This is a genomic window from Mycobacterium sp. NGS58 (assembly GCF_059812385.1).
In genome coordinates this window covers 1-21,309 of the sequence record NZ_JCALCO010000010.1, presented here as the reverse complement: position 1 = coordinate 21,309, position 21,309 = coordinate 1, and the positions used below count along the sequence as shown (strand labels likewise).

At 68.8% G+C, this 21,309-nt stretch carries 20 protein-coding genes; 15 read left to right on the top strand and 5 right to left on the bottom strand.

Going from position 1 to position 21,309, the window contains the following annotated elements:
• Both AC5Y4H_RS11720 and AC5Y4H_RS11715 read right to left on the bottom strand, forming a co-directional pair.
• On the bottom strand, positions 1-1,593 hold the full coding sequence (locus AC5Y4H_RS11720) for a 1,4-alpha-glucan branching protein domain-containing protein (RefSeq protein ID WP_499981672.1): 1,593 nt from the start codon (positions 1,591-1,593) through the stop codon (positions 1-3).
• Entirely contained in the window at positions 1,590-2,423 is an 834-nt protein-coding gene (locus AC5Y4H_RS11715) for a class I SAM-dependent methyltransferase (protein WP_499981668.1), read from the bottom strand. The genes AC5Y4H_RS11720 and AC5Y4H_RS11715 overlap by 4 nt, the downstream gene beginning before the upstream one ends.
• A 227-nt stretch (positions 2,424-2,650) precedes the next feature.
• Here AC5Y4H_RS11715 and AC5Y4H_RS11710 point away from each other — a divergent pair, with 227 nt between their 5' ends.
• Entirely contained in the window at positions 2,651-3,442 is a 792-nt protein-coding gene (locus AC5Y4H_RS11710) for an electron transfer flavoprotein subunit beta/FixA family protein (RefSeq protein ID WP_067356298.1), read from the top strand.
• Positions 3,443-3,478: 36 nt separating this feature from the next.
• Positions 3,479-4,435 carry an electron transfer flavoprotein subunit alpha/FixB family protein gene (locus AC5Y4H_RS11705; protein WP_499981665.1) on the top strand — a complete coding sequence of 319 codons (957 nt, stop codon included), beginning with the start codon at positions 3,479-3,481 and terminating at the stop codon, positions 4,433-4,435.
• A gap of 161 nt (positions 4,436-4,596) precedes the next feature.
• Here the strand turns inward: AC5Y4H_RS11705 and AC5Y4H_RS11700 are convergent, their stop codons facing one another.
• Together AC5Y4H_RS11700 and AC5Y4H_RS11695 are read right to left on the bottom strand one after the other, a co-directional pair.
• Positions 4,597-4,974: an SRPBCC family protein gene (locus AC5Y4H_RS11700; protein ID WP_499982019.1), complete on the bottom strand. Its 378-nt coding sequence runs from the start codon at positions 4,972-4,974 to the stop codon at positions 4,597-4,599.
• The gene (locus AC5Y4H_RS11695) at positions 4,974-6,455 is read right to left on the bottom strand and encodes a cryptochrome/photolyase family protein (RefSeq protein WP_499981663.1); all 1,482 of its coding nucleotides are present in this window, start codon (positions 6,453-6,455) and stop codon (positions 4,974-4,976) included. The genes AC5Y4H_RS11700 and AC5Y4H_RS11695 overlap by 1 nt, the downstream gene beginning before the upstream one ends.
• Positions 6,456-6,684: 229 nt before the next feature.
• Between AC5Y4H_RS11695 and AC5Y4H_RS11690 the strand changes: the two genes are divergently transcribed.
• Genes AC5Y4H_RS11690 through mnmA form a run of 4 tightly spaced genes read left to right on the top strand, consistent with a single transcriptional unit; the run spans position 6,685 to position 10,691 of the window.
• A complete protein-coding gene (locus tag AC5Y4H_RS11690; protein ID WP_499981661.1) occupies positions 6,685-7,536 on the top strand; it encodes a GNAT family N-acetyltransferase in 852 nt (283 codons plus the stop codon).
• Positions 7,533-8,378, top strand: a complete 846-nt coding sequence (locus AC5Y4H_RS11685; protein ID WP_499981659.1) for a lysophospholipid acyltransferase family protein — start codon at positions 7,533-7,535, stop codon at positions 8,376-8,378. Before AC5Y4H_RS11690 ends, AC5Y4H_RS11685 begins: the two co-directional genes overlap by 4 nt.
• Before the next feature lie 33 nt (positions 8,379-8,411).
• The gene (locus tag AC5Y4H_RS11680) at positions 8,412-9,614 is read left to right on the top strand and encodes a cysteine desulfurase family protein (RefSeq protein WP_499981654.1); all 1,203 of its coding nucleotides are present in this window, start codon (positions 8,412-8,414) and stop codon (positions 9,612-9,614) included.
• Positions 9,615-10,691 carry a tRNA 2-thiouridine(34) synthase MnmA gene (gene mnmA / locus AC5Y4H_RS11675; RefSeq protein ID WP_499981652.1) on the top strand — a complete coding sequence of 359 codons (1,077 nt, stop codon included), beginning with the start codon at positions 9,615-9,617 and terminating at the stop codon, positions 10,689-10,691. It abuts the gene before it with no gap.
• A 7-nt stretch (positions 10,692-10,698) separates the two neighbouring features.
• On the opposite strand, the gene AC5Y4H_RS11670 is transcribed toward mnmA, so the two are convergent.
• Entirely contained in the window at positions 10,699-11,343 is a 645-nt protein-coding gene (locus AC5Y4H_RS11670) for a sensor domain-containing protein (protein WP_499981651.1), read from the bottom strand.
• A 99-nt stretch (positions 11,344-11,442) separates the two neighbouring features.
• Here AC5Y4H_RS11670 and AC5Y4H_RS11665 point away from each other — a divergent pair, with 99 nt between their 5' ends.
• The 9 genes from AC5Y4H_RS11665 to AC5Y4H_RS11625 form a co-directional block, all read left to right on the top strand.
• Positions 11,443-12,465, top strand: a complete 1,023-nt coding sequence (locus AC5Y4H_RS11665; protein WP_499981649.1) for a uroporphyrinogen decarboxylase/cobalamine-independent methonine synthase family protein — start codon at positions 11,443-11,445, stop codon at positions 12,463-12,465.
• Between the two features lie 64 nt (positions 12,466-12,529).
• Entirely contained in the window at positions 12,530-13,012 is a 483-nt protein-coding gene (locus AC5Y4H_RS11660; protein WP_499981647.1) for an SRPBCC family protein, read from the top strand.
• Positions 13,009-13,344, top strand: a complete 336-nt coding sequence (locus AC5Y4H_RS11655; RefSeq protein ID WP_499981644.1) for an ArsR/SmtB family transcription factor — start codon at positions 13,009-13,011, stop codon at positions 13,342-13,344. The genes AC5Y4H_RS11660 and AC5Y4H_RS11655 overlap by 4 nt, the downstream gene beginning before the upstream one ends.
• Positions 13,345-13,387: 43 nt before the next feature.
• On the top strand, positions 13,388-15,469 hold the full coding sequence (ligA, locus tag AC5Y4H_RS11650; protein ID WP_499981643.1) for an NAD-dependent DNA ligase LigA: 2,082 nt from the start codon (positions 13,388-13,390) through the stop codon (positions 15,467-15,469).
• 4 nt (positions 15,470-15,473) lie between these two features.
• A complete protein-coding gene (locus AC5Y4H_RS11645; protein WP_499981641.1) occupies positions 15,474-16,580 on the top strand; it encodes a cystathionine gamma-lyase in 1,107 nt (368 codons plus the stop codon).
• 74 nt (positions 16,581-16,654) lie between these two features.
• A complete protein-coding gene (locus AC5Y4H_RS11640) occupies positions 16,655-17,251 on the top strand; it encodes a TetR/AcrR family transcriptional regulator (protein ID WP_499981639.1) in 597 nt (198 codons plus the stop codon).
• A 167-nt stretch (positions 17,252-17,418) separates the two neighbouring features.
• Positions 17,419-17,850: an MmpS family transport accessory protein gene (locus tag AC5Y4H_RS11635; RefSeq protein WP_499982016.1), complete on the top strand. Its 432-nt coding sequence runs from the start codon at positions 17,419-17,421 to the stop codon at positions 17,848-17,850.
• Positions 17,847-20,777 carry an MMPL/RND family transporter gene (locus AC5Y4H_RS11630; RefSeq protein WP_499981636.1) on the top strand — a complete coding sequence of 977 codons (2,931 nt, stop codon included), beginning with the start codon at positions 17,847-17,849 and terminating at the stop codon, positions 20,775-20,777. Before AC5Y4H_RS11635 ends, AC5Y4H_RS11630 begins: the two co-directional genes overlap by 4 nt.
• Before the next feature lie 44 nt (positions 20,778-20,821).
• The coding region (locus tag AC5Y4H_RS11625) for a DUF222 domain-containing protein (RefSeq protein ID WP_499981634.1) at positions 20,822-21,309 on the top strand (488 nt) is incomplete at its 3' end.

Sequence of the window (21,309 nt, the reverse complement as noted above, 5' to 3'; positions counted from 1 at the left end):
TCATCGGGGCAACCTGCGGGCATCGAGGGCGCCGAACAGGCCGTCGGCGCGGTTCCATCCCTCGGCCAGCCGCTGCGCGGTCTCGCGCCGCCCTGATGCCAGCGCGTCGGCGATCTCGCGGGTGGCGTGCGCATGCAGGTGCGCGCGGTAGCGGGCGTAGTCCGTGGCCGAATCCTTGCTGACCATGAAGGGCCAGTCGCTGGAGACGGTCAGCAACGTTTCGCGCAGGATCTGATCGGCGACGTGGTCGCGGGGGGTGGGCCCGTCCAGCGACGCCGTCTGGGACAGCGCCTTGTCGACGGTGCTCAGCGCCATGTCGACGACTTCGCTGTTCAGGGCGACCAGATCGGCGACCTGATCGCCGGCCCACACCTGCCAGTCCTTGCCCGACCCCCACGAGCTGGGCGGCAGGTCGACCGGGTTCCCGACGAAACCGTCGGCGATGGCGTCGTTCAGCGTGCCCACCCGGACGCCGGCCTCCGGCAGGGCCCGCAGCACCCGCTCCAGCCACGTCGGGCCCTCGTACCACCAGTGGCCGAACAGTTCGGTGTCGAAGGCGGCGACCACGTGGGCCGGTCGCCCGATGCGGTCGGACTCCGAGAGCAGGCGGTTGCGGACCACCTCGACGAAGTCGGCGACGTGAAGGTCGACCGCGTGGTCGGCGCGCTCGGGGTCGTAGGGAGCCTTGTCCTGAGAGGCCACGTTGCGGCCGGTCACCCTGGCCGGCTTGAGGCCGGTGAGGTGGTCATAGGTGTGGAAGTCGCGATACGCGGCGTGCCCGGGGTACCCGGATTTCGGTGACCACACCCGGTAGCTGACCTGCAGGTCACGCCCGAACGCGACCACATCGGTGTCGCCGACGGGCCGGCCGAGCGCCGTGTCGCCGTGCAGCGACGGGCCGTCGACCATGAAATGGGTGACGCCCGCGGCAGAGTAGTCGTGCTCCATGCCGGGCGCGTAGGCGCATTCGGGCGCCCAGATCCCGCTCGGGCCTCGCCCCTTTCGCGCCCCGAGGCGCGCTTGCGCGTCGGCCAGACCCTCGCGCAGCGCGAACTCGCGCAGCCGCGGCGCCAGCAGCGGTTGGAACGGATGGGCCAGCGGGCCGCCGAGCAGCTCCACCGCGCCGGCGTCGAGCAGGCTGCGCAGCAGCGGGCTGCCCCCGTGCCGCCACAGCGTCGCGAAGTCGTCCAGCGCCCGCTGCGCCTCCGCGGATTCGCGAATCCCTAAGGCGCGCAATGCTTCCGGTGTGCAGGACTGGTAGCCCACCGACTTCGAGCGGGGAGCGGACCGCACGCTGGTGGCCTCCAGCCCACGCAGCCGCCAGTTGGCCAGCCAGTGATGCATGCCGTCCAAGCAGTACGGGTCGTCGAGCTGAGCGTTGACTACCGGCGTGACGCCCAGCGTGAGCACGCCCCGCCGTTCTTCGGCGGCCAGCGTGTTCAGTACGCGCATCAGCGGCAGATAGGCCGCCGCCCAGGATTGATACAGCCATTCCTCGCCGACCGGCCAGCGGCCGTGGTGGGCGAGCCAGGGCAGGTGGGTGTGCAAAACCAGGGTGAAGAGGCCCGGAACCCGGTTCTGCGGCGTGCTCACGGCGCTACCGCGATCGCGATCAGGTCGAGGCTGTCGTCGATGTGGTGGCCGGTGCGCGCCCCCGCGTCGGCCTCGACCAGCTCGAAGTCCTCGATGGTGACGGCGGCGACGTCGGCCGCCAGCTCGGGCGGCCACGGCGCCCCAGGGTCAGCGGCCATTGCGCGCTCGATCTGCGCGTCGATGATCGAGCCGCCGTGCCGGGCATCCATTTCGCGAAGCCTCGGGCCGTGGAACAGGCCGCTGATCGACACGTCTGCGAAGCCGCCGTCGATGAGCAGCTGGGTCACTTCGGCGGCGTTGAGTTCGCGGGTGTGAAAAGGGTTGATCGGGGTGTCGCGGCCCGGGGAGAAGGTGATCCGGTTGGGGGTCGACATCATCAACAGCCCCGACGGCCGCAGCACACGGGCGCACTCGATGACGAACTGTGTTTGGTCCCACAGGTGTTCGATCACCTGGAAGTTGACCACAATGTCCACCGACGCATCGGGCAGCGGCAGCCGCGCGAGGTTCGCCTGCATCACGTCCACCCGCGGGTAGCGGCTGCGGACGTGGGCGACGGCGGCCTCGTCGTAATCCACCGCGATGACGCGGCGGGCGACGGCGGCGATCAGGTCGGCGCCATAGCCCTCGCCGCAGCCGGCCTCGAGCACGTCGGCGTCCACGCAGCGTTCGGCAAGCCGCTGGTAGACCACCTCGTGGCGGCGAAACCAGTAGTTCTCGATGTCCAAACCCGGGATGGTGCGCTCGCCCGTCAGCATCATCACGGCGTCACCCGCCGAGGCGGTGTCGCCAGGGGTGTGCTGCGGGGCGTCAGGGACCGGTGCGCTCATTGCATAGGCAGGCTAACGCGAAGTGTCGGATTCGCGAACCGGGGAAGTGAGCCCCGGCTCCTGAAGCCGCGGACGGGCTGCGAGAACGTGCACTACGACCAGCTATGGTGTGAATGCATACCGCACAAAGTTACCGGGTAGTAACACGGCCGTGCGTTGCGAAAACGCGTACCGAGGTTTCGCAGTCGATTGCTGCGGGCCCCCTTCTAGGAGGACGAACCACACTCATGACGAACATCGTGGTCCTGATCAAGCAGGTCCCAGACACCTGGTCGGAGCGCAAGCTTTCTGACGGCGATTACACGTTGGACCGTGAGGCGGCCGACGCGGTGCTGGACGAGATCAACGAGCGCGCGGTGGAAGAGGCGCTGCAGATCCGTGAGCGCGAGGGCGGCGAAGGCTCGGTGACCGTGCTGACCGCGGGTCCCGAGCGCGCCACCGAGGCCATCCGCAAGGCGCTGTCGATGGGCGCCGACAAGGCCGTCCATCTCAAGGACGACGGCCTGCACGGCTCGGACGTTGTCCAGACCGGATGGGCCCTGGCGCGTGCGCTGGGCACCATCGAGGGCACCGAGCTGGTCATCGCCGGCAACGAGGCCACCGACGGTACCGGCGGCGCGGTACCGGCCGTCATCGCCGAGTACCTCGGCCTGCCGCAGCTCACTCACGTGCGCAAGCTCTCGATCGAGGGCGACAAGGTCACCGGCGAGCGGGAGACCGACGAGGGCGTGTTCACGCTCGAGGCCACGCTGCCCGCGGTGGTCAGTGTCACCGAGAAGATCAACGAGCCGCGCTTCCCCTCCTTCAAGGGCATCATGGCCGCCAAGAAAAAAGAGGTCACGGTGCTGACCCTCGCCGAGATCGGGGTCGAGAGCGACGAGGTCGGGCTGGAAAACGCCGGATCGACCGTGCTGTCGTCGACGCCGAAGCCGCCGAAGACCGCGGGCGAGAAGGTCACCGACGAGGGCGAGGGCGGTAACGACGTCGCCAAGTACCTGGTTGCCCAGAAGATCATCTGACCCGATTCCCCCAAGACGAGAAGAGCGAAATAACCCATGGCTGAAGTACTGGTGCTCGTTGAGCACGCAGAAGGTGCGCTGAAGAAGGTCACCTCCGAACTGATCACCGCCGCCCGCGCGCTGGGCGAGCCCGCCGCCGTCGTGGTCGGTGCTCCCGGGACCGCCGCGCCCTTGGTCGACGGGCTTAAGGAGGCCGGCGCCGCGAAGATCTACATCGCCGAGTCGGACGACGTCGACAAGTACCTGATCACCCCGGTGGTCGACGTGCTGGCCTCGCGCGCCGAGTCCAACTCGCCCGCCGCGGTGATCCTGTCGGCCAACGCCGACGGCAAGGAGATCGCCGGCCGGCTCGCGGCCCGGATCGGATCCGGCCTGCTGGTCGACGTGGTCGAGGTCAAGGAAGGCAACAAGGCGACCTACTCCATCTTCGGTGGCGCGTTCACCGTAGAGGCGCAGGCCAACGGTGACACCCCGGTGATCACCGTGCGCGCCGGCGCGGTCGACGCCGAACCGCAGGCCGGTGCCGGCGAAGAGGTCAAGGTCGAGGTCCCGGCACAGGCCGAGAACGCCACCAAGATCACCGCCCGCGAGCCCGCGGTCGCCGGTGACCGTCCGGAACTGACCGAGGCCACCATCGTCGTCTCCGGTGGTCGCGGTGTCGGCAGCGCGGAGAACTTCAGCGTCGTCGAGGAGCTGGCCGACTCGCTGGGTGCGGCAGTCGGTGCGTCGCGCGCCGCCGTGGACTCCGGCTACTACCCCGGCCAGTTCCAGGTGGGCCAGACCGGTAAGACCGTCTCGCCGCAGCTCTACATCGCGCTGGGCATCTCGGGTGCCATCCAGCACCGCGCGGGCATGCAGACGTCCAAGACGATCATCGCGGTCAACAAGGACGAAGAGGCGCCCATCTTCGAGATCGCCGACTACGGCGTGGTGGGCGACCTGTTCAAGGTCGCTCCGCAGCTGACGGAGGCGATCAAGACGCGCAAGGGCTGAGTCTCTCGGCCGCACGGCCCCCGGCACCTCGGCGCCGGGGGCTTTTGCGTTCGGACCCGCCACACCGGCGCCGTGCCCGCACCGTCAACCGAACTCCGATCGGCAGTGACCGTGGATTACGAAGTCGCACAACGGTTCTCGGGCCCGGCCAGCGGCGCGCGCTAGGCGCCGGTCAGCATCGCGTCGATGCGGCGCACGGCGACGGAGCACACCGTCAGGTAGGGCGCGGACCACCACGGCACCGAAATGCTCACCCGCGCGCCGTCGCCCACCGGGTCCACCCGGTGCCGGGTCGCGGGCACACCGGCGACCTTCCACGCCCAATGGCGGCCCGGCTCGAACTCGGTGACCTCGAACGGAACCGCGACGAGCAGGGAGGTCTGCACGGTGCCGGTGGCGTGCAGGGCCAGCTCGGTGTGCGGCCGGTCCAGCCGGGCCCCCCGAATCGTCGGGCCCCACAGCGGCCACGCGTCCAGGTCGACCAGCAACTCCCACACCGCCGACGGCGGCGCCGCGACGTATTTGTCGGCGGTCAACATCACGGCGCGGCCTGCCCGAGCCGGCGCTGTTGTTCGACCACGTCGTCGAGATCGGTGAGCCGCTGTAGACCCGCCAACGGTTGGATCATCCGCCGGTTGCCCTCCAAAGACTTCTTGTTGCGGTGCAAGAACGACCAGTAGCCGCCCGTGAAGGGGCAGGCGCGCTCACCGACTCGCTCGGTGGGCCGATACGAGCATTGCCCGCAATAGTCGCTCATGCGGTTGATGTAGGCACCCCCCGCGGCGTAGGGCTTCGTCGCCATCAGCCCGCCGTCCGCGTGCTGCGACATGCCCACGACATTGGCGACCATCACCCATTCGTAACCGTCGACGAAGCACCGGTGGAACCAGTCGGTCACCGCGGCGGGGCTCCAGCCGCGCTGCAGCGCGTAGTTGGACAACACCATCAGCCGCGGGATGTGGTGCGCCCAGCCGTGGTCGCGCACCTGCGCCAGCACGTCTTTGAGGCAGCGCGCCTCGACCGCGTCGGCGTCGAGGTCCGCGAACCAGTCCGGCAGCCCCGCGCGCGCCTCGAGCGCGTTGCGGTGCCGATAGTCGGGTCCGAAATGCCAATAGACGTGCCAAATGTAGTCACGCCACCCGATCAGCTGGCGGATGTAACCCTCGACGCTGTTCAGCGGGGCGCCGCCCGCCCGGTAGGCGTCTTCGGCCGCGTACGCGCAATCCAACGGGTCCAGCAGGCCGAGGTTCATCGGCGCCGACAACAGGCTGTGCGCCATGAACCGGTCGCCGCTGAGCATCGCGTCCTCGTGAGGACCGAAGTGTGGCAACCGATCCCGCATAAACACCTGCAGGGCGGACTGCGCTTCGGTTGCGGTGACGGGGAATTCGCGCGGCCCGTCGCGGCCGACGAAGGCGACCGCGCCGTCGCGTTCCCAGCGGTCCAGGTCGGCGCGCACCTGCTCGTCGATGTCGTCCTCGTCGGGTCGCCACGGTGGGGGCACGTCCAGAGTGTTGGCGTCCTTGGGCGCCGGCTCGCGGTTGTAGGCGTCGAGGTTCCACCGACCGCCCGCGGGCCGGTCCCCGTCCATCAACAGGTCGAACCGGCGGCGCGCGTCGCGGTAGAAGTTCTCCAACAGCAGCGTGCGCTGCCGCTTGGCCCACTCATCGAACTCCGCGCGGCCGGTGCAGAACCCGCGGGCGGGCAACACGTCGATCGCCGGCTTCGACCGCACGAATCGGTCCGCCGCCCAGGTGGTGGGCTGACAGACGCTGATCCGTTCCTGCACCCGTTCCAGGGCTTCGCCGTAGGTACGGGTTTGCAGGAACTGTGCCTGGTCGCCCAGTTCGGCCGCGCGGTGGCGCAGCGCTGACAGCACGAGGTGGGCCTTGCGGCGGTGGAATCGGCGGCGCTCGAAGGCCGCGCGGGACTCGACGAGCAGCACAGGCTGGCCGGGGTCATCCAAGAAGTGCGGGCCCAGTTGATCGGCGAAGCACCAGCGGCGGGTGTCCCCGCTCATGGCGCGTCCGGGGTTACGAGAGTCACCATGCACGTCCTACCCCACGCGGTGCGAGCTCAACCGCGGCAATCGGCAACGCAGCGTTCACCCGCCGTTGTGTGCCTTGTGTGAGCTGCGTCGCACCGCGGGATCGGCGTGGCCACCCCGCGCACAGTTCGTCATCTGACGTGCACCGACACGTCACAACGGCGATGCCGACTAGCTCATCGACTACGCCACGTTGGGGTTCATGAGCATTGCTTCAGTCCTCATACCCAGCGACAAGCCCACCGGTGCGACCACCAGCTCGTCGGCCGCACCCCGCTACTCCCTGTTGCTGTCCACCGACCCAGGCATGATCGAGGCGGCGCAGCGACTCCGGTACGACGTGTTCACCAGCACGCCGGGCTTCGCTCTGCCGGCCGCCGACCAGGGTGGCCGGGACGTCGACAGGTTCGACGAGTTCTGTGACCACCTGCTGGTGCGCGACGACGACACCGGCGAGCTGGTCGGTTGTTACCGCATGCTGGCGCCGGCGGGGGCCATCGCCGCCGGCGGGCTCTACACCGCCACCGAGTTCGACATCCGCGCGCTCGACCCACTGCGGCCGTCGCTGGTGGAGATGGGACGCGCCGTGGTGCGCGACGGGCATCGCAACGGCGGCGTCGTGCTGCTGATGTGGGCGGGCATTCTGGCCTACCTGGACCGCTACGGCTACGACTACGTGACCGGGTGCGTGTCGGTGCCCATCGGCGGCGAGTCCGGCGTTCCGGGCAGTCAACTGCGTGGTGTCCGCGACTTCATCCTCAGCCGGCACGGGGCACCGCCGGAATACCGCGTCCACCCGCACCGGCCGGTGGTGGTGGACGGGACCCCACTCGACGACATACCGCCGCCCGCGCGGCCCTCGGTTCCGGCGCTGCTGCGCGGTTACCTGCGGCTGGGCGCCCAGGTGTGCGGCGAACCCGCGCACGATCCGGACTTCGGCGTCGGTGATTTCTGCGCCCTGCTGGGCAAGGCGCACGCCGACACCCGATATCTCAGGCGACTCCGATCGGTGTCCGCCGCCGCCGAGATGCGATCGGCGGGCGGACGGCGATGAACGCCCCCGCGGGCACCGGGCACTCCTGGCTTCCGCGCGCATCGTGCGATGCAAGCTGTGTGCGTGCGGGCGACGTGGTGGCGTCGCGGCCGCTGCGCAGGGCGCTCCGAATGACCCTTCGCCTGTTCCTGGCGCTGCTGTTGGCGCCGGGGCTGCCGCTGCTGGCGGTGCCGCTGCCGGGCCGCACCCGCGTGCAGCGCATCTATTGCAGGTTGGTGCTGCGCTGCCTGGGCGTCCGAATCACCGTGACGGGCAACCCGATTCGTAACCTGAGCGGGGTGCTGGTGGTGAGCCCGCACATGTCCTGGGTCGACGTCTTCGCCATCGGATCGGTGCTGCCCGGCTCGTTCGTCGCGCGCGCCGACATGTTCACCGGCCCGGCGACCGGGATCGTGGCCCGCTTCCTGAAGATCATCCCGATCGAGCGGTCCAGTCTGCGCCGCCTGCCCGGTGTCGTGGACGCCGTCGCCCGCAGGCTGCGCGCCGGACAGACGGTGGTGGCGTTCCCGGAGGGCACCACCTGGTGTGGTCGGGACCGCGGCGCCTTCTATCCGGCGATGTTTCAGGCCGCCATCGACGCCGGCCGTCCGGTGCAGCCGCTGCGGCTGACCTACCACCACGTCGACGGCAGCCCCTCGACGGTGCCGGCCTTCGTCGGCGACGAGACCCTGCTGAGCTCGATCCGCCGGCTGCTCGTGGTGCCCCGCACGCTGGCGCGGGTGCATGTCGAGTCTCTGCAGCTCCCGGGGACCGACCGGCGCGCCCTGGCCGGCCGGTGCCAATCCGCGGTGGGTGCTGGAACCCCGCGGCGTGCTGGTCACGGGCACGTGCTGGTGGCCTGAGCAAACCGGCGGGCCGGTATCGTGGGTCGCGTCATGGTCTACCTGGATCACGCCGCAACCACCCCGATGCACCCCGCCGCAATCGAGGCGATGACGGCTGTGCTCGGCACGGTCGGCAACGCCTCTTCGCTGCACACCAGCGGTCGGGCGGCGCGCCGGCGCATCGAGGAGTCCCGTGAGCTGATCGCCGACCGGCTGGGCGCGCGCCCCTCGGAGGTCATCTTCACCGCCGGTGGCACCGAGAGCGACAATCTGGCGGTCAAGGGCATCTACTGGGCCCGCCGCGACGCCGATCCCGGCCGGCGGCGCATCGTCACCAGCGAGGTGGAACACCACGCCGTGCTGGACTCGGTGAACTGGCTCGTCGAACATGAGGGCGCCGAGGTCACCTGGCTTCCCACCGCCGCCGACGGGTCGGTGTCGGTGGCGGCGCTGCGCGAGGTGCTCACCCGCCACGACGACGTCGCGCTCGTGTCGGTGATGTGGGCCAACAACGAGGTCGGCACGGTCATGCCGGCGGCCGAACTCGCCGCCGTCGCCGCCGAATTCGGCGTTCCCATGCACAGCGACGCAATTCAGGCGGTGGGGCAGTTGCCGGTCGACTTCGCCGCCAGCGGATTGTCGGCGATGAGCGTCGCGGCCCACAAGTTCGGCGGACCGCCGGCCGTGGGCGCGCTGCTCCTGCGTCGCGACGTCGCGTGCGTGCCGCTGGCGCACGGAGGTGGGCAGGAGCGCGACATCCGTTCGGGCACCGCCGATGTCGCAGGCGCCGTCGGAATGGCGGCGGCGGCCCGGATCTCGGTCGACGGGCTCGAGGTGAACAGCGCCCGGTTGCGTGCGTTGCGCGACCGGCTGGTCGACGGCGTGCTGGGCGGCATCGAGGACGTCAGCCTGAACGGCGCCCGCGATCCGTCCCCCGCAAGCGGGAGGTACCCCCAGCGCCTTCCCGGCAACGCGCATTTCACGTTCCGTGGTTGCGAGGGCGATGCGTTGCTGATGCTGTTGGACGCCAACGGGATCGAATGCTCGACAGGGTCGGCGTGCACCGCCGGTGTCGCGCAGCCATCCCACGTGCTGATCGCGATGGGCGCCGATGCGGCCAGCGCCCGCGGATCTCTGCGACTGTCGTTGGGGCACAGCAGTGTTGAGTCGGACATCGACGCGGTGCTGCGGGTACTGCCCGGGGCGGTCGACCGCGCCCGTCGCGCCGCACTGGCCGCCGCGGGGGCGTCCTGAGTGAAAGTGCTTGCTGCCATGAGCGGTGGCGTCGACTCCTCGGTCGCCGCCGCCCGGATGGTCGACGCCGGACATGACGTGGTCGGCGTGCACCTGGCGCTGTCCAGCGCACCCGGCACGCTGCGCACCGGTTCGCGAGGGTGCTGCTCGAAGGAAGACGCCTCGGACGCGCGCCGCGTCGCCGATGTGCTCGGAATCCCGTTCTACGTGTGGGACTTCGCGGAGAGGTTCAAGTCGGACGTCATCGACGAATTCGTATCGTCGTATGCGCGCGGCGAGACCCCAAACCCGTGCGTGGTGTGCAATCAGAAGATCAAGTTCTCGGCGCTGTCGGCGAAAGCCGTTGCGCTCGGGTTCGACACGGTGGCCACCGGCCACTACGCCCGGTTGCGGGACGGCAGCCTGCGTCGCGCGGTCGATCACGACAAGGACCAGTCGTACGTGCTGGCCGTCCTGAGCGCCGAGCAGTTGCGCCACGCGGCGTTTCCGATCGGGGACACCCCCAAACCGCAGATCCGGGCCGAAGCGGCGCGACGCGGTCTGACGGTCGCCGAAAAGCCGGACAGTCACGACATCTGCTTCATTCCCTCGGGCAACACCCGCGCCTTTTTGGGCGAGCGCATCGGGGTGCGCCGCGGTGCGGTGGTCAATGCGGACGGCACGGTGCTCGCCGAGCACGACGGCGTGCACGGCTTCACCATCGGCCAGCGCAAGGGACTCGGTATCGCCGGGCCGGGGCCCGATGGCCGTCCGCGCTACGTGACCTCGATCGACGCCGAGACAGGCACCGTGCGGGTGGGCGAGGCGGCCGATCTCGAGATACGCGAAATGGTCGGCCGGACACCAATTTTCACCTCGGGTGCCACCCCGACCGGCCCGGTGGAGTGCGCGGTTCAGGTGCGCGCACACGGCGAACCGGCCGACGCGATAGCCGAACTGGTCGACGACGAGCTCGTCGTGCGGCTGCGCGCGCCGATGCGCGGGGTGGCCCGGGGTCAGACGCTCGTGCTGTATCGGCCCGATCCCGACGGTGACGAGGTGCTCGGCAGCGCCACCATCGCCGGAACCACCCGCTGAACCGCGGCTACCGCGGCATGTTCGCGGAGATATTCGTCATCACGATGTCGGACACCGATTGCGCGAACCCGCAGAAGGTCACCTCGAGCATGGCCACCGACAGGATCCGGTAGTCGCGGCCGCACCCGCCGGGCCGCAGGTGCAGCGAGGTGGCGTCGGCGTTCCAGTCACCGACGTAGAGCTGCCCGCTCGAGCCGTTCGCGCAGTCGCCGACCGTGCTCACCAGGGCGCCGAAGGCACGACGGGCGGTGTCGGCATCGCGATAGGCCGCGGCGCCTTCGGAGATCAACGCGCCATCGGGTGGGTCCTGGAACGTCGTCTTGTGGAACGCCTCGAGATCGCGCCCGAACGTTGCCGTCTCGGCGTAGATGAACCGGCACTCGCGCGGAGCATTGTCGGCCAGCGCGTCGATGTCCACCGGGCTGGTGCCGTCCATCGAGGGGATGATGGTCAGATGCTCACCGGCGCCGGTGATTGCGCGCATCCGCGACTGGTCCAGCAGGATCGTGTCCACGTCGACGCCCTGCACCACCCTGTGGCCCGCGCCGGATCCCGCCACGGCCGCACCGTCCACCACCCGGGTGCACGACACCAGCAGCGCCACCACCGCGCACAGCAGCGGTAGCCACGCCGATTTCGCCTTCTGCGACACGTTTTCGCACCCCTTTGGCGTTGAACCTACCCGCGCTGTCCCGCGGCACACAGACCCCTGCCGACCGGCGGGCGGTGCGACGTCGAATACGGTTGTCCGGTGAGTGTTTTCACCCATCCGTTTGCCAGCGCCAGCGGTGTCGGCTCGTGGCCCGGAATCGGCGCGCGCCAGGCCGCCGAAGTCGTCGTGGGTGAACTCGCGGGCGCGCTGGCGCACATCGTCGAGCTGCCCGCGCGCGGAGTGGGCGCCGACATGCTCGGCCGGGCCGGTGCGCTGCTGGTCGACATGGCCATCGACACGGTGCCGCGCGGCTACCGGCTTGCCGCCCGCCCCGGGGCGGTCACCCGCCGGGCCATCAGCCTGCTCGACGAGGACATGGACGCGCTCGAAGAGGCCTGGGAAGGCGCCGGCCTGCGCAACGACGGCCGGGTGGTGAAGGTGCAGGCGCCGGGCCCGATCACCCTGGCGGCCGAGGTCGAGCTGGCCAACGGTCATCGGGCGATCACCGACCCCGGGGCGCTGCGCGACCTGGCGGCGTCGCTGGCCGAGGGCGTCGCTGCGCACCGGGCGGGGGTGGCCCGCCGGCTCGAGGCGGAAGTGGTGGTGCAGTTCGATGAGCCGTCGCTGCCCATGGCCCTGGGCGGCGGGCTGAGCGGGGTGACCGCGCTGAGCCCGGTGGCGCCGGTCGACGAGGAGGTGGCGGCCGGGCTGCTGGACACCTGCGCCCGCACCGCGGGCGGCGAGGTGATGCTGCACTGCTGCGCTCCCGGCCTGCCGTGGAACCTCCTGCAGCGCAGCGCCTTTCGTGCGGTCTCGGTAGACGCCGGCGCGCTTGACGCGGCGGATCTGGACGGTGTTGCCGAGTTCGTGGAGTCCGGCCGCACCGTTGCGCTCGGGGTGGTCGCCGGCAAAGCCCCGCCTCGTCGCCCGTCGGCGCGGGAGGTGGCCGCCGCGGTGGTCGCGGTGACCGATCGCCTGGGCTTCGCCCGTTCGGCGCTGCGCGACCGCATCGGCGTCACGCCCGCGTGCGGTCTGGCCGGCACGACGCCGGAGTGGGCGCGCGCCGCGATCGAACTCACCCGCAAGGCGGCGGAGATGTTCGCCGAGGATGCCATCGAATAGGCAACCATCTGGTTGCGTTTCTGGCGACACCGTGCTGAACTCATAGGCAACCAGGAGGTTGCATATGAAGATCGAGAAGCAGGTGGTGTTGCGCGCGCCGCTCGAGCGGGTGTGGCGGGCCATCAGCGACGCCGAGGAGTTCGGCCGCTGGTTCGGCGTGCGCTTCGACGGGCCGTTCGTCGCGGGGACGTCGGTGACCGCCGCGATCAGCCCGACCATCGTCGACAGCCAGGTCGCCGAGCGACAGGAGGGGCACGCCGGGGTGCAAAGCACCTGGCAGATCGTCGCCGTCGAGCCGCAGCGCCGGTTCGCCTATCGCTGGCATCCGTCCGCCGTCGACTCGGATGTCGACTACGACCACGAGCCGACGACGCTGGTCGAGTTCACTTTGTCCGAGCGGCCGGACGGTGTGCTGCTGACGATCACCGAGTCGGGATTCGAGGCAATTCCGCAGGCGCGTCGCGGGCCGGCGTTCGAGGCCAACGGCGAGGGTTGGGCGATCCAGACCACGCTGGTGCGCAGGTTCGTCGAAGACGTCCGGGTATGAGCGGACCTGTCGCCGTCGACGCGCCGCTGTTCGACGCGCTGGGCGATCCCAACCGGCTGCGCATCATCGTGCGGCTCTGCGATCAAGGCCCCAGTTCGACGTCGCAGGTCACCAGCGTCGTCCCGGTTACCAGGCAGGCGGCCAGCAAGCACCTGCAGCTGTTGGAGTCGGTCGGTCTGGTGACCAGCAGCCGGCGGGGCCGCGAGCGGGTGTGGACGGTGCAGACCCGGTCGCTGGCCTCGGCCAGCGACTACCTGAGTCAGCTGTCCCGCCGGTGGGACGCCGCGGTGGATCGATTGCGGGCCTACGTGGAGGACGGAGTCGAGGACTGAGCGCGCGCGGTTTCGCGTCGGTGCCCTCGGATAGCCTGCCAAGGTGAGCGCAGCAGAAGCCGATTCGGTATCGCCCGAGGTTCGCCGGCAGTGGCAGGACCTGGCCGAAGAGGTTCGTGAACACCAGTTCCGCTACTACATCAAGGACGCGCCGATCGTCTCGGACGCGGACTTCGACGCGATGTTCAACGAGCTTCTCGCGCTGGAGGAGCGCCACCCCGAACTGCGGGTGCCCGATTCCCCGACGCAGCTGGTCGGCGGAGCGGGATTCGCCACCGAGTTCGGCGAGGCGCAGCACCTGGAGCGGATGCTGAGCCTCGATGACGTCTTCGATCGCGACGAGCTGGTGGCCTGGAGCAACCGCGTCGAGAACGAGGTCGGCAACCAGCCTTACTACCTGTGCGAACTCAAGATCGACGGGGTCGCCCTGGCGCTGGTGTACCGCGACGGCCGGCTGGAACGCGCCGCGACGCGCGGCGACGGCCGGGTCGGCGAGGACGTGACCCTGAACGCGCGCACCATCGACGATGTCCCCGAGCGGCTGTCCGCCAGCACCGACTTCCCGATTCCCGCCCTGCTCGAGGTGCGCGGCGAGGCCTTTTTTCGGCTCTCCGACTTCGAGGCGCTCAACGCCAGCCTGGTCGAAGACGGCAAGGCGCCGTTCGCCAACCCGCGCAACAGCGCCGCGGGGTCGCTGCGCCAGAAGAACCCGGCCGTCACGGCCCGGCGCAAGCTGCGGATGATCTGCCACGGCATCGGCCGCACCGAGGGGTTCGCGCCGACGACCCAGCACGAGGCCTACACCGCGCTGAGCGCCTGGGGGCTGCCGGTGGCCGAACAAACCGCGCGCGTGCGCGGCCTTGCCGCCATCGAGGAGCGGATCGGCTATTGGGGTGAGCACCGCTACGACCTCGAGCACGAAATCGACGGCGTGGTGGTCAAAGTCGACGACGTGGCGCTACAGCGCCGGCTCGGGACCACCTCGCGCGCCCCGCGGTGGGCCGTCGCATACAAGTACCCGCCCCAGGAGGCGCAGACCAAGCTGCTCGACATCCGCGTCAACGTCGGGCGCACCGGGCGCGTCACCCCGTTCGCCTTCATGACGCCGGTGAAGGTGGCGGGGTCGACGGTGGGGCTGGCCACCCTGCACAACGCCGCGGAGGTGAAACGCAAGGGCGTCCTGATCGGCGACACGGTGATGATCCGCAAAGCCGGCGACGTGATCCCGGAGGTGCTCGGTCCGGTCGTCGACCTGCGCGACGGCTCTGAACGCGAATTCGTCATGCCCACCACGTGTCCCGAATGCGGCACCACGCTGGCGCCGGCCAAGGAGGGCGACGCCGACATCCGCTGCCCCAATGCCCGATCGTGTCCGGCGCAGTTGCGGGAGCGGGTATTTCACGTCGCCGGCCGCGGGGCGCTCGACATCGAGGGGCTCGGCTACGAAGCCGCGACCGCGCTGTTGAAGGCCGGCGTGATCACCGACGAGGGCGACTTGTTCGCGCTCACCGAGGATGACCTATTGCGCACCGAGCTGTTCCGGACCAAGGCCGGCGCGCTGTCGGCCAACGGCAAACGGTTGCTCGACAACCTGGACAAGGCCAAGAAGGTGGCGCTGTGGCGGGTTCTGGTGGCGCTGTCGATCCGGCACGTCGGGCCGACGGCCGCGCGTGCCCTGGCGACCGAGTTCGGCGATCTGGACTCGATCATGTCGGCGTCGACCGAGCGGCTGGCCGCGGTGGAAGGCGTCGGCCCGACGATCGCCGCGGCGCTCACCGAATGGTTCACCGTCGACTGGCACTGCGCGATCGTCGACAAGTGGCGGGCCGCCGGGGTGCGGATGGCCGACGAACGCGACACCAGTGTGCGGCGCACGCTGGACGGGCTGACGGTGGTGGTCACCGGATCGCTCTCCGGCTTTTCCCGCGACGACGCCAAGGAGGCGATCCTGACGCGTGGCGGCAAGGCGGCGGGCTCGGTGTCGAAGAAGACCGACTACGTCGTGGCGGGCGATTCGCCGGGTTCCAAGTACGACAAGGCGGTCGAGCTGGGGGTGCCGGTCCTCGATGAGGACGGCTTCCGCAAGCTGCTCGCCGAGGGCCGTCCCGATTCCCCGGCGGACTGAGCCGATGAGCGGTCGATACGGCGATTCCACGCGCAGCCTCAAAGCCATTGATGTGCAAGCTATTTCGGGTCAGCCGGTAGCGCCGCAGGCGGTGCTCGCCGCCACCTACCACCTGTCCGACGACGAGACCAGCGACAGCTATGGTCGCAGCTCCAATCCGACCTGGCGGCAACTGGAGTCGGCGCTCGCCGAGCTGGAGGGAGCCACCGGCGCGCGGGCGTTCGGCTCGGGCATGGCGGCAATCGCCGCCGTCTTACGCGCGCTGGCGAAGCCGGGATCGACGGTGGTAGTGCCTGCCGACGGCTACTACCAGGTGCGCCGCCACGCCCGGGAAGAGTTGGCTCCCGCCGGTGTGACGGTCATCGAGGCGTCGAGCTCGCAGATCTATGACGCCGCCGAGCAGGCCGACGTGGTGCTGGCCGAAACACCCACCAACCCGGCGCTGGACGTGGTCGATCTGCACCGGCTGGCCACCATCTGCCGGGGCCGCAACGCGCACATGATCGTCGACAACACCGCCGCGACGCCCTTGGGGCAGCAGCCGCTGTCACTGGGTGCCGACGCGGTGGTGGCCAGCGCGACCAAGGCGCTGTCGGGTCACGGTGACCTGCTGGCGGGGTACGTCGCGACCAACGAGCCCGAGCTGCTCGCCGCGGTGGAGCGACAGAGGCTGCTCGCAGGTGCGATCCTGGGCGGATTCGAGGCGTGGCTTCTGTTGCGCAGCATCGGAACTGCCGGATTGCGCTTCGAACGCCAATGCCAGAACGCGCGGGCGCTGGCGACCATGCTGGCCCGCCACCCGGCGGTGCGGGCGGTGCGCTACCCCGGATTGGCCGACGACCCGGCGCATCCGGTGGCCATGGCCCAGATGCGCCGATTCGGGGCGCTGGTTTCGGTCGAACTGGCCGACGCGGCCGCGGTGCACGCGCTGGTGGACCGCAGCGAACTGCTGATCGCATCCACCAGTTTCGGGGGCCTGCACACGTCGGTGGACCGCCGGGCCCGGTGGGGAGACCCCGTGCCCCACGGATTCGCACGCATCTCGCTGGGCATCGAGGACACTGACGACCTGCTCGCCGATTTTGAACGCGCGCTGCTGGGTTCCCGCTGACAAACTGACATTCGTCGGCGTTTGCCTGCACCGAAATTGGTCCGCATCGCCCGAGCGGCTCTATCGTGGGCTCTATGACCCAGACGGCCGACCGGTGCGAGCAGGCATCGCCGTGGTCGCCGCGCGAGGCCGAGATCTTGGCCGTGACCCTGGCGTTGCTGCAGGAACACGGCTATGACCAGCTGACGGTGGACGCGGTGGCCAACGCGGCGCGCGCGAGCAAGGCCACGGTGTACCGCCGCTGGCCGTCTAAAGCCGAACTGGTGTTGGCCGCCTTCATCGAAGGCGTCCGCCAGGTGGCGGTGCCGCCGAATACCGGCACGTTGCGCGGTGACCTGCTGAGCCTGGGGGAGACCATCAGCCTGGAGTGTGGGCAGCACGCGGGCACCATCCGCGCGGTGATGGTCGAGGTGTCGCGGCATCCCGCGCTCAAGGAGGCCATGCAGCATCAGTTCCTGGATCAGCGCAAAGCCATGATCCAGCACGTCCTGCATCAGGCCGTCGACCGCGGCGAGATCACCGAGGACGTCATCACCGACGAACTGTGGGACCTGCTGCCCGGCTACCTCATCTTCCGGTCGATCCTTCCCGGTCGCCCGCCCACCAGGGGCACCGTGAAGGCGTTCGTCGACGGCTTCCTCCTTCCCGGCCTGACCAAGTCCGCCGGATAACGCCACCGCACGTTCCGGCCACGGCCGGAGAATATACGCGCGCGTCTCTTGTACAGTACGGTCCCGTACCGTACTGTCATAGCTGTCGATCACGCTTCCGGCGTTCGCTGCCAGAATGTGGTCCTGTACCCCGATTCTCGAAAGGCTAACGGGTGAAGGGCTTTTCGATTGCACCCCTGGTGAGACGGGGGTGGATGGTGCTCGTCGCCGTGGTAGTCGTCGCACTCGCGGGCTTCGGAATTTACCGCCTGCACGGGATCTTCGGGTCGCACAACAACACGTCGGCCAACAGCGGCCTGTCCAACGAGATCGTCCCGTTCAACCCCAAACAGGTCGTGCTCGAGGTCTTCGGCGCACCGGGCGCCGTGGCCACCATCAACTACCTCGACGTCAACGCCCAGCCGCAGCAAGTCAAGGATGCGCCCTTGCCGTGGTCGTTCACCATCACCACCACCGAGCCCGCGGTGATCGGCAACGTCGTCGCGCAGGGAAACGGGGACACCCTCGGCTGCCGTATCACCGTCAACGGGGAAGTGAAAGACCAACGCACCGTCAACAAAGTCGACGCCTACACCTTCTGTCTGGATAAATCTGGATGAGCAACGATCAACAGTCGCGGCCGTTGGTGCCGCGCACCATCCGCCGGCTCGCGTTACCGATACTGCTGTTCTGGATCGGGCTGGCCGCCATCACGAACATCGCCGTGCCGCAGCTGGAAGACGTGGGTAAGACCCATAACGTGGCGCTGAACTCGCCAGATGCACCGTCGCTCAAGGCAATCAAGCGCATCGGTGAAAAGTTCGGAGAGTTCGACACCGACAGCTCGGCGATGATCGTGCTGGAAGGCGACAAACCGCTGGGCGCGGACGCTCACCGCTTCTACGACGAGATGGTCCGCAGGATCGAGCAGGACCGCAAACACGTCCAACATGTCCAGGATTACTGGGGCGACACCCTGACCGCGGCGGGATCGCAGAGCAGCGACGGCAAGGCCGCTTATGTTCAGGTGAACCTCGCGGGCAATCAAGGCTCGGCGTTGGCCAACGAGGGCGTCGGGGCGCTGCGCGACATCATCGACCGAATGAAGCCACCGCCGGGCGTCAAGACCTATGTGACCGGCGCGGCGCCGCTGATCTCCGACCAGTTCGACGTCGGCAGCAAGGGCACCGCGAAGGTCACCGCGATCACGGTCGGGGTGATCGCGCTGATGTTGTTCTTCGTCTACCGCTCGGTGCTCACCACGCTGCTGGTGCTGGCCACGGTGCTCATTGAAATGTCGGCCGCCCGCGGCCTTGTCGCGTTCCTGGGCAACGCGGGCGTGATCGGGCTGTCGACGTATGCGACGAATCTGCTGACGCTACTGGTGATCGCGGCGGGAACGGACTACGCGATCTTCTTTGTCGGCCGCTATCAGGAAGCGCGCGGCACGGGGGAAGATCGCGAAAAGGCCTTCTACACCATGTATCACGGCACCACGCACATCGTGCTGGGCTCCGGGCTCACCGTGGCCGGCGCGGTGGCCTGCCTGAGCTTCACCCGATTGCCATACTTCCAAAGTCTGGGCATCCCCGCCGCACTCGGCATTCTGGTCGCGCTGTTCGCCGCGCTCACCCTGGGGCCGGCGATCCTCACCCTGGGCGCCATGGTGGGCGTCTTCGACCCCAAGCGGGCGATACGGACGCGCGGCTGGCGGCGGATCGGCACCGCCATCGTCCGGTGGCCGGGCGCCGTGCTCGCGGCGGCGTGCGCGCTGGCCCTGGTCGGTCTGATCGCCTTGCCCGGATACAAGACCAGTTACGACACCCGCCCCTACATGCCGGCCAGCGCGCCGGCCAACATCGGTTACACCGCCGCGGAGAAGCACTTCTCGAGGGCGCGCCTGGAGCCCGAGTTGCTGATGGTCGAAACCGATCACGACATGCGTAACCCGGAGAGCATGCTGGTCCTCGACAAGGTGGCCAAGGCGGTGTTCCATGTTCCGGGCGTCGCGCAGGTGCAGACCATCACCAGGCCGTTGGGCACCCCACTCGTCCACAGCTCGCTCGCCTTCGTGGTCAGCAATTCCAGTGCGGCGCAGCAGGAAAACCTGACGTACCAACGGGATCGGGCCGACGACGCCCTCAAGCAGGCCAATGAACTGACCAAGACCATCAACATCTTGAAGCAGCAGTACGTGCTACAGCAGCAACTCGCCGGCACCACCCACGACGAGACGCAAAGCTTTCACGACACCCTCGGCACCATCCAGGACCTGCGCGACAAGATCGCGAATTTCGACGACTTTTTCCGGCCGGTGCGCAGCTATTTCTATTGGGAGAAGCATTGTTACGACATCCCCGTCTGCTACGCCTTCAGATCGCTGTTCGACGCGCTCGACGGCATTGACCAGCTCACCGAGAAATTCGAAAACCTGACGGCGTCGCTCGACAAGCTCGACGCGCTGCAGCCGAAACTGACCGCACTCATCCCACCGCAGATCCAGAGCCAGCAGACCAATCGTGATCTGAGTTTGGCCAATTACGCCACGCTGTCCGGCATTTACGCGCAGACCGCGGCCGCGATCGACAATGCGACGGCATTGGGGCGGGCCTTCGACGCGGCCAAGAACGACGACACCTTCTACCTTCCGCCCGAGGTCTTCAACAACCCCGACTTCAAACGCGGACTGAAACTGTTCCTCTCGCCGGACGGCAAGGCCGCCCGCATGATCGTCACGCATGAAGGGGATCCCGCGACGCCCGAGGGCATTTCGCACATCGAGCCGATCGCCAAGGCCGCGCACGAGGCCTTGAAGGGCACCCCCATGGCCGGCGCCGGCGTCTATCTCGGCGGGGTTGCCGCGACGTACAAGGACATCCAGGACGGCGCCAAATACGACCTGATGATCGTGGCGTTCGCCGCGCTGAGCCTCATCCTGCTGATCATGATGATCATCACGCGCAGCCTGATCGCGGCGCTGGTCATCGTGGGTACGGTGGCCCTCTCGCTCGGGGCCTCGTTCGGTCTGTCAGTCCTGGTGTGGCAGTACATCTTCGGCGTCCAGCTGTATTGGGTCGTGCTCGCGTTGGCGGTGATCCTGTTGCTGGCGGTCGGATCCGACTACAACTTGCTGTTGATCTCCCGCTTCAAGGAGGAGATCCACGCCGGCCTCAACACCGGCATCATCCGCGCGATGGCGGGGTCCGGCTCCGTCGTCACCTCGGCCGGCATCGTTTTCGCCGTCACCATGTGCGCGTTCGTGTTCAGCGGTTTTCAGGTGCTCGGTCAGATCGGGACGACGATCGGCCTCGGCTTGCTTTTCGACACGCTGATCGTACGGTCATTCATGACGCCGTCTGTCGCAAGGCTTCTCGGGCGCTGGTTCTGGTGGCCGCAACGGGTGCGGCCCCGCCCGGCCAGCACCATGCTGAGGCCCTACGGGCCCCGCCCGGCGGTTCGGCAACTGCTGCTGTGGGACGACGACGATCCGGTGGCGATGACCGGCTCGAAAACCGGCGACCTGGTCCGGTCGAGTCACGAGCGCTGATCGGGCGGCCTGGTTTTGTCGGTGGGGGCTGCGATGATGTGGTTATGTCGTCGATCGCTTCTGCTGGCGCTGGGGTGGTGAGTCCTGGTGAGCGTCTTGGGGTGTTGTTTGAGGAGTTGGCGGAGTTGACCGGTCAGCGCAACGCGATTGATGGGCGCATGGTGGAGATCGTGGCCGAGATCGATCGTGACGAGTTGTGTGGGGTCACCGGGGCGCGGTCGGTGCCGGCGTTGGTGGCCTGGAAGATCGGCTGTTCGCCGGCGAATGCTCAGACGATCGCCACGATCGCGGGCCGGCTGCAGGAGTTCCCGCGCTGCGCTGAGGGGATGCGGGAGGGTCGGCTGTCGGCCGATCAGGTCGGGGTGATCGCGGCGCGTGCGGGTGCGGGTTCTGATGAGCATTACGCGCAGCTTGCGTCGGTTGCGACGGTTAATCAGTTGCGGACCGCGGTCAAGCTCGAACCGCGACCCGAACCCGAGTCTGGGCCCGCACCCGAGCGCTCGTTCACCGCGACCACCACCGAGGCGGGCAG